This is a genomic window from Flavobacterium sp. (assembly GCF_043720215.1).
Taxonomy (GTDB): Bacteria; Bacteroidota; Bacteroidia; order Flavobacteriales; family Flavobacteriaceae; genus Flavobacterium.
The window spans coordinates 1-5,859 of record NZ_JAYSSZ010000022.1; the positions used below are offsets into that span (position 1 = coordinate 1).

The following is a 5,859-nucleotide window of genomic DNA, read 5'->3' on the forward strand; positions in this document are numbered from 1 at the left end:
TCCGAAACTTTCCCTATCCAATCGCCTACTTTTACAGGTTCTATTTCGGGTTTACCGAGATACCAAGCAATAGGGTTTTCGTCCGTATTGGTTAGCGGAATGGAAATGTCAATGGGTTTTGATAAATTTATTTCTTGATTGTTTATTATTGCTTTCATAGATTTAACCGCAAAGAGCGCAAAGATTTACGCAATGTTCGCAAAGGATTTAAAGATTATTAACTACTCGCTTTATTCCGTTTTTAATTAATGTTACATTAAAATTTATTAACATGCCAAGTTTACAATCAGTTAATTTTAAATAAGTTAAAAGTTGAGCAAAATGGACATCGTTTAAAGAGTCGACAGATTTTATTTCTAAAATTAATTTATTTTCGATAATTATATCAAGTCTGTAACCTATATCCAATTTAACTTCTTCATAAATTAAAGGAAGTGGCTTTTGCTTCTCAACTTGAAGTCCAGTTTTCTTAATTTCATAAAACAAACATTCTTCATAAGCACTTTCTAAAAGTCCTGGCCCTAAATTTTGATGTACTTTCAGAGCGCAATCAAATACAATTTTTGATAATTCGTTTTCTGTCATAATTTTTCCTTGCGTTCATGGCGTAAAACTTTGCGAACCTTGCGGTTAGCTTACTCCAAATTTAAGTAAAATAAGTCTGATGCTATTCCGTCACAAAAGAATTTTCCTTTTCTGGTTGTTCGTAAAACATTATTTTCCAAAATAAGCTTTCCATTATCTAAGTATTTTTGTGCATTTTGGATGAGATATTTATGATATCTTTCTCCAAATTCGGCTTCAATTTTATCTAAAGAAACACCCCAAATAGTACGTAAACCAGTCATTACATATTCGTTGTATCTGTCGGATTCTGACAAAATTTCGGTTTCTGACGGCAATTGATTTTCGGATATTGATTTCAAATAAATAGCATTGTTAGACACATTCCAACTGCGATTTTTTCCGTCGTAACTGTGTGCCGAAGGACCTATTCCTATATATTTTTTACCCAACCAATATGCCGAATTGTTTCTAGAAAAATAATTTTCTTTTCCGAAATTCGATAATTCATAATGAATGAATTTGTTTTTTTCTAAAGTATCAACTAGTATTAAAAATTGTTCGTGAGCCACCGCATCATCAGGTTGTGGGATGATTCCGTCTTTGATAAACTTATGCAAAGCTGTTTTAGGTTCGACTGTTAATGCGTAACTCGAAATGTGTGGGATATTCAAATCTAAAGCAATTTGAATATTTTCGAGCCATCGCTCGTTACTCAAACCTGGTGTTCCGTATATTAAATCGACCGAAATATTGTCAAAATATTGCGTGGCTATTTCCAAACATTTTTTGGCTTCCGCCGAATTATGAGCGCGATTCATGAGTTTTAAATCTTCTTCAAAAAAAGACTGAATCCCTATACTTAATCTGTTTATTGGTGTTGTTGATAATTCGATTAAATGATTTTCGGATAAATCATCAGGATTAGCTTCAATGGTAATTTCGGGGTTTTCAGAAACTTTGTAATGTTTGTAAACTTCATCAATCAAAAATTTCAAATCAGAAACTTCTAGAATACTTGGAGTTCCTCCTCCGAAATAAATAGTTTCAATTAAGTCATTTTTAAACTCGCTTTTTCGCATCACGATTTCTTTAGCAATTGCTAAAACCATCTCGTCTTTCTTCTTCAACGAAGTCGAAAAATGAAAATCGCAGTAGTGACACGCTTGCTTGCAAAAAGGTATATGGATGTAGATTCCTGCCAAAATTATTTTTTTACGCGTTCTTCATTTTGTTTTACAAAAGCATCCCAACCAGTATAATTTGTCGTACCAACTACTTTTCCAGAATTAAAAAAATGACAAACTGCGGCTGCTAAACCATCGGTACTATCGAGGTTTTTTGGTAATTCTTTTAGCCCTAACAATTGCTGTAACATTTTTGCTACTTGCTCTTTGCTGGCATTTCCGTTTCCAGTAATGGCCATTTTTATTTTTTTTGGTTCGTATTCGGTAATGGGAATATCTCTCGAAAGTCCTGCTGCCATAGCAACACCTTGCGCTCTTCCTAGCTTGAGCATCGATTGTACATTTTTACCAAAAAACGGTGCTTCAATCGCAATTTCATCAGGATTGTGCGTATCAATAAGTTCAATCGTACGTTCAAAAATCACTTTTAGTTTCTGATAATGGTTGTCGTATTTGCTTAGAATTAATTCGTTGAGTTGAAGAAACTCCATCTTTTTATTGATGACTTTTATAAGTCCGAAACCCATTATGGTTGTTCCTGGATCGATTCCTAATATGATACGTTCGTTTGCCATTTGTTATTACACAGAGATTCACAGAGAAAACACAGAGATTCACAAAGAATTTTTCCGTTATTTGCAATGATGTTTTTAATTTCTCACAAAGCTAAACAATTCCTTGTTCTTGCAGTCAAACTTTTGATTGTAGGTGGTTCTTTTTATTTTATTTATGACCAATTAGCTCATAATGAAAAGCTAGAATGGCAAAAATTTGTAGATTTATTTAATTCTAAAATTACTATTTGGAGTATTCTGCTGGTACTATTTTTGTCCTTTTTAAATCGTTTTCTGGAAATTTTGAAATGGCAAAATTTAGTTTTGTTTATTAAACCAATTTCTATTAGCGAGGCTACTAAACAAGTTCTTGGTGCGCTTACTGCTGGTTTATTTACACCAAACGGAATAGGAGAATATGCTGGAAAAGCACTATTTTTTGAAAAGATAAAAACTAAAAAAATTATTTTCTTGAATTTAATTTGCAACGGAATTCAAATGATTTTGACAATTGTTTTTGGGGTTTTTGGATTGTTGTATTTCAATTCACATTTTAACGTAATTACGTCAAGAACAGTTGCTATTCTTTTTGGGATTTGTCTTTTGTTATTTGGGATTGTCTTTTTTTCGAAAAAGATAAATATAAAAGGATATTCTGTCGAAAAATTAATTCATAAAACAAACGAAATCCCAAAACGAATTCATCAAAAAAATATTTTGTTGGCCATTGGTCGCTATTTGGTTTTTTCGCATCAATACTATTTTTTGTTTTTAATTTTTGGTGTCGATTTGCCTTATTTAATTTTGATGGCAACTATTTCTAGTGTTTATTTTCTAGCTTCTTCTTTGCCAACTTTTCAGTTTCTTGATTTTGCTGTAAAAGGAAGTGTGGCCGTTTTTTTCTTCGGATTGCTTGGTGTGAATGAATGGATTGTTGTTTTTATTAGCACACTAATGTGGTTCTTGAATGTGGTAATTCCTGTGACTATTGGAAGTTATTTTGTTTTAAATTTTAAATCACAATGGAAATCGTAATTTATATTTTTGCTTGTATTGGTATTTGGTATTTACTGAATATCATTTGGATAATTTACGGATTTACAAAAATAAAATCTTTTGAAAGTGAAAGTTTACAACCAAAAACAAAATTTTCAATTATTGTTCCGTTTAGAAATGAAGTGGAAAACCTGCCAAATCTTTTGTCTTCAATTGAAAAATTAAATTATCCGAATGATTTGTTTGAAGTGATTTTAGTTGATGACGAGTCAGATTTTAGATTTGCTTCGCCAATTCGCTTTCGCTCGGGTCAGATTATTGTAATAGATAATATTCGGATTTCCAATTCTCCGAAAAAAGACGCTATAAATACAGCAATAGAGATTGCTAAAAACGACTGGATTATTACTACCGATGCAGATTGTATTGTGGGACCGAATTGGCTCACAACTTTTGATGCATTTATCCAAAAAAACAATACTAGGATGGTTGCTGCTGGTGTTTTTTATAAAACTAACGATAGTTTTTTAGATGCTTTTCAGCAATTGGACTTATTAAGTTTACAAGGAACAACGATTGGAAGTTTTGGAAACAATCAAGCTTTTATGTGCAATGGCGCAAATTTTTGTTATCAAAAATCTTTTTTTACAGCGTTAAATGGTTTTGACGGAAATGACAAAATCGCGAGTGGTGATGATGTTTTTTTGTTACAAAAAGCGATTCAGAAAGACAAAAATAATGTTTATTTCTTAAAATCTGAGTCAATAATTGTACAAACTAAAACGGAAAAAACTTGGACCGATTTATTTAACCAAAGAGTTCGTTGGGCGAGTAAAACAGCGAATTATAACAGTTTATACAGTAAACAACTAGGTGTTTCGGTTTTAATGATAAATTTGTTTTGGGTTTTGAGTTTTGGGTTTTGGATTTTCGGGATACTAAGTCTAAATTATTTTGGATTACTCTTATTTTCGAAATTTCTTATTGATTTTGTTTTACTTTATAAAACGAGTGTGTTTTTTAAAACCAATTTGCGTTATGTTTTACTAAGTAGTTTTGTATATCCATTGTTTTGTATTTCTGTTGCTTTGTATTCTCTTTTTGGAAATTATACTTGGAAAGGTAGACGTTTTAAAAAATAAGGTTTCTTATATTCCTAAAAGCCGTAGCCCTGATAGCAGTGGAAATCCTCGCCATTTTTTTGGCGAGATTGTAACAAATAGCAGGAAATAGCTCCTAAAATTATTCTGATTTTAAAATTATAGGTAATATAAATTGTGTTTTTACTTTTATTCCACGTTTGATAGCTGGTTCCACGGGAGGAAGATTTGATAATTTTAGTTGTAAAACACTGTCTAATTTTTGAACATCATAATCTGAATTATACTTTGTTAGATTGGGTTCGAAAATAACATTTGCATTAGCAAGAACGGTTACTTTTACTGGTATTGTGTCTAGTTTAGGGAATAAAATTTTAACTGAATCTTGAATCAGTTTGTCTTGGATAGTGTTTGTCATAAAATCAAAAAAACATTGCTTTCTTGTAACTTTATCTGCAATGGAATCGCATTGAAGTGTGCATGGAAAATCATCGACTTCGTTCCAATTTATTTTTTTTAGTTCCTGATTGAGTAAGTCTTCTTTTATAGGAACATTTTTTTCAAAATATTGACAGCTTTGAAAAACTATAACTAAAAGAAGGATGGCTGTTTTTTTCATTTAGTATTTTTGAATGAAATATGGATATTAATCTTTAATTTTAATGACAAAAATACTAAATTCTAATTTATGGATGCATTATTATTAATCATTGGATTTATTTGTGTAATTGTAGGCGTTTTTGGCAGTTTTTTACCTGTACTTCCGGGTCCAAGTATTAGTTGGATAGGATTGCTTTTACTCTACATTACTGATACTATTCCTATTAATTATTGGACTCTTGGGATTACTTTAGTAATAACTATTGCAATTACTGTTCTAGATTATGTTATTCCGGCAAAAGGAACTAGGAAGTTTGGCGGAAGCTCTTATGGTGTTTGGGGAACAAATATTGGTTTGCTCATTGGATTACTTTTTATTCCTATTCCTTTTGGATTTGTTGTCGGGGCTTTTGCAGGAGCTTTTGTAGGTGAAATGATATATAATTCTCAAGATAAAAAACGCGCTCTAAAAGCAGCCACAGGTTCTTTCTTAGGCTTTCTAGCCTCTGCTTTTATGAAGTTTATGGTTTGTATGTTGTTTTTAGGAACTTTCTTGTATGTAGCTTGGGATTATAGAAAATCATTTTTTTAGGATTAATCTTTAAATCCTTTTATATAAACAATCATTTTGCTAACATTTTTTTGCTACAGATTTTATGGATTTTCACGCATTAATGAAAGATATCAGAGAATACTCATGAACTGAATTTGAAAATGCAAGCTAACGAAACAAAGACCTTTTAAATTCTATATGATTTTTTAAGAACCTCATGACTAGTCCTAAATAATCGATACAGATTATTAGACAAAAATAGATAAATTAAACAGCACCAAAAACGTTTTTGGTGCTGTTTTTAG

7 protein-coding genes and 1 pseudogene are annotated in these 5,859 nt (G+C 31.2%); 3 read left to right on the forward strand and 5 right to left on the reverse strand.

All coding sequences use genetic code 11. From position 1 onward, the window contains the following. From ACHZC3_RS00955 to ruvC, 4 genes and pseudogenes are all read right to left on the reverse strand, one after another. Positions 1 to 158, reverse strand: a pseudogene (locus ACHZC3_RS00955) (cyclase family protein); the annotation flags it as partial. 49 nt (positions 159 to 207) lie between these two features. Further along, the gene (locus ACHZC3_RS00960) at positions 208 to 585 is read right to left on the reverse strand and encodes a GxxExxY protein (protein WP_394758004.1); all 378 of its coding nucleotides are present in this window, start codon (positions 583 to 585) and stop codon (positions 208 to 210) included. A 50-nt stretch (positions 586 to 635) separates the two neighbouring features. Beyond that, a complete protein-coding gene (gene hemW, locus ACHZC3_RS00965) occupies positions 636 to 1,769 on the reverse strand; it encodes a radical SAM family heme chaperone HemW (protein WP_394758005.1) in 1,134 nt (377 codons plus the stop codon). Between the two features lie 2 nt (positions 1,770 to 1,771). Continuing rightward, positions 1,772 to 2,326 carry a crossover junction endodeoxyribonuclease RuvC gene (gene ruvC, locus ACHZC3_RS00970; protein WP_394758006.1) on the reverse strand — a complete coding sequence of 185 codons (555 nt, stop codon included), beginning with the start codon at positions 2,324 to 2,326 and terminating at the stop codon, positions 1,772 to 1,774. Positions 2,327 to 2,395: 69 nt separating this feature from the next. Between ruvC and ACHZC3_RS00975 the strand changes: the two genes are divergently transcribed. Both ACHZC3_RS00975 and ACHZC3_RS00980 read left to right on the forward strand, forming a co-directional pair. Next, on the forward strand, positions 2,396 to 3,340 hold the full coding sequence (locus tag ACHZC3_RS00975; RefSeq protein ID WP_394758010.1) for a hypothetical protein: 945 nt from the start codon (positions 2,396 to 2,398) through the stop codon (positions 3,338 to 3,340). Beyond that, positions 3,328 to 4,443 carry a glycosyltransferase gene (locus ACHZC3_RS00980; RefSeq protein ID WP_394758007.1) on the forward strand — a complete coding sequence of 372 codons (1,116 nt, stop codon included), beginning with the start codon at positions 3,328 to 3,330 and terminating at the stop codon, positions 4,441 to 4,443. The genes ACHZC3_RS00975 and ACHZC3_RS00980 overlap by 13 nt, the downstream gene beginning before the upstream one ends. Positions 4,444 to 4,543: 100 nt before the next feature. Here the strand turns inward: ACHZC3_RS00980 and ACHZC3_RS00985 are convergent, their stop codons facing one another. Beyond that, positions 4,544 to 5,020 (reverse strand): hypothetical protein, encoded by a 477-nt coding sequence (locus ACHZC3_RS00985; RefSeq protein ID WP_394758008.1) that lies wholly within the window; start codon positions 5,018 to 5,020, stop codon positions 4,544 to 4,546. Between the two features lie 69 nt (positions 5,021 to 5,089). On the opposite strand from ACHZC3_RS00985, the gene ACHZC3_RS00990 reads away from it, so the two are divergent. Then, positions 5,090 to 5,593 carry a DUF456 domain-containing protein gene (locus tag ACHZC3_RS00990; RefSeq protein WP_394758009.1) on the forward strand — a complete coding sequence of 168 codons (504 nt, stop codon included), beginning with the start codon at positions 5,090 to 5,092 and terminating at the stop codon, positions 5,591 to 5,593. The last annotated feature ends 266 nt before the right edge of the window (positions 5,594 to 5,859 follow it).

Coding starts and splice junctions, on each gene's coding strand:
- ACHZC3_RS00975 (WP_394758010.1), top strand. CDS start 2,396: ATGTTTTTAATTTCTCACAAAGCTAAACAATTCCTTGTTCTTGCAGTC.
- ACHZC3_RS00990 (WP_394758009.1), top strand. CDS start 5,090: ATGGATGCATTATTATTAATCATTGGATTTATTTGTGTAATTGTAGGC.
- ACHZC3_RS00985 (WP_394758008.1), bottom strand. CDS start 5,020: ATGAAAAAAACAGCCATCCTTCTTTTAGTTATAGTTTTTCAAAGCTGT.
- ruvC (WP_394758006.1), bottom strand. CDS start 2,326: ATGGCAAACGAACGTATCATATTAGGAATCGATCCAGGAACAACCATA.
- ACHZC3_RS00960 (WP_394758004.1), bottom strand. CDS start 585: ATGACAGAAAACGAATTATCAAAAATTGTATTTGATTGCGCTCTGAAA.
- ACHZC3_RS00980 (WP_394758007.1), top strand. CDS start 3,328: ATGGAAATCGTAATTTATATTTTTGCTTGTATTGGTATTTGGTATTTA.